The organism is Aquiflexum sp., assembly GCF_977115555.1.
Genome location: NZ_CDSBKL010000624.1, coordinates 1 through 1,586, shown reverse-complemented (window position 1 = coordinate 1,586; position 1,586 = coordinate 1). Strand labels below are relative to the sequence as shown.

Genomic DNA, 1,586 nt, shown 5'->3' with positions numbered 1-1,586 from the left:
CGGTTGTCAGGCAAGCGGCATTGCAGCTGTAATTGACCCAAAAAGAGACGTAGACACTTACCTCAACATTGCCAAAGCAAATAATTTTAAAATCACCCATATCCTGGAAACGCACATCCACGCCGATTTCCTGAGCGGTTCTAGGGAACTTGCAGCATTGACAGGAGCCGAAATGTACCTTTCTGACGAAGGAGATGAAAACTGGAAATATGAATTTCCGCACAACAAAATCAAGCACGGAGACATCATCAAATTAGGAAACATCACCTTTGAAGTGCTCCATACCCCGGGTCATACTCCCGAATCCGTCAGCTTTCTATTGACTGACAAGCCTGCCACAAACGCACCTGCCATGCTCTTTACAGGAGATTTCGTGTTTGTAGGTGATGTGGGAAGACCTGATTTGTTGGAACAGGCTGCAGGAATCAAAGGAACCCAGGACATTGGAGCAGCACAGATGTATGATTCCTTGAAGTCATTTGCCAAACTTCAAGAATATATTCAAGTTTGGCCCGGTCACGGTGCAGGTTCGGCCTGCGGCAAAGCCTTGGGTGCAGTACCGATGACAACTGTCGGCTATGAAAAAATCAGAAACTGGGCATTGAACCTTTTGGATGACAAAGCAGCATTTGCAAAAGAACTCCTTGCTGACCAGCCTGAACCACCAAAGTACTTCGCGATGATGAAGAAGCTTAACAAGGTGGACAGAAAGCTATTGACCCAAGTACCAAAGATCAAAAACCTGTCCAAGGACGAATTCGCGAAAACCAAGAAAGAAGGTCTGAAAATCATAGATGCCAGACCTTGGGAAGAATATGCAAAAGGATTCCTAAAAGGTACCCTTAGCATCAGCAACAACAACTCTTTCTCCACTTGGATGGGTTGGTACCTGAACTACGAAGAGTCTTTTGTATTGATAGCTACAGAAGCTGAAATCGAAGACCTGACCAGGAAATTGATGAGAATCGGTTTGGACAACATCCTCGGATTTATCACTCCTGATCAATTGGCTTCCTTCGAAGCAGGAAATCTGGAAAACTACAATCCTATCGACAAAGAAACTGCCAAAGCCAAATTTGAAAAAGGAAACGTGCAGGTAGTCGATGTCAGAGGGGTAGCGGAATACAAAAAAGGAAAAATCGATTCTTCAGATAACCTGTTTGTAGGTAAACTCAACCTGAACCTGGACAAAGTATCCAAAGACAAACCTGTCATTATCCACTGCCAGGGCGGTGCAAGGGCAGCTATCGCCTACTCTATATTGAGAGCCAATGGATTTGACAATATCTTGAACTACTCAGGCGGCTATAACGACTGGACGGCTTAAGCACATTTGATTCCCAAAACCATCAAGGAGGACTGAAAAGTCCTCTTTTTTTTTGGTGTTTTTTCCCGCAAAGTCAGAAGCCGCAAAGGAAAATGCTTGACCTTTCAATATAGCATACATTGCGACCCATTGCGAAACCTTCGGATCCACTGCAGTTAAAGAATTATTATCTCATGCAGAGGATAAGAATGTTTATGAAGACCCAAACATGGGCAGAGAGGTTTTCTGCGTCATTATGCGATATCTGTAGGAGAAAAAA

Annotated in this window: 1 protein-coding gene; it reads left to right on the top strand. The window is 43.9% G+C overall.

Translation table 11 applies throughout. From position 1 onward, the window contains the following. A partial coding sequence (locus ACZFYI_RS20200) for an MBL fold metallo-hydrolase (protein ID WP_462525920.1) occupies nt 1–1,327 on the top strand: 1,327 nt, incomplete at its 5' end. Nucleotides 1,328–1,586 lie beyond the last annotated feature (259 nt).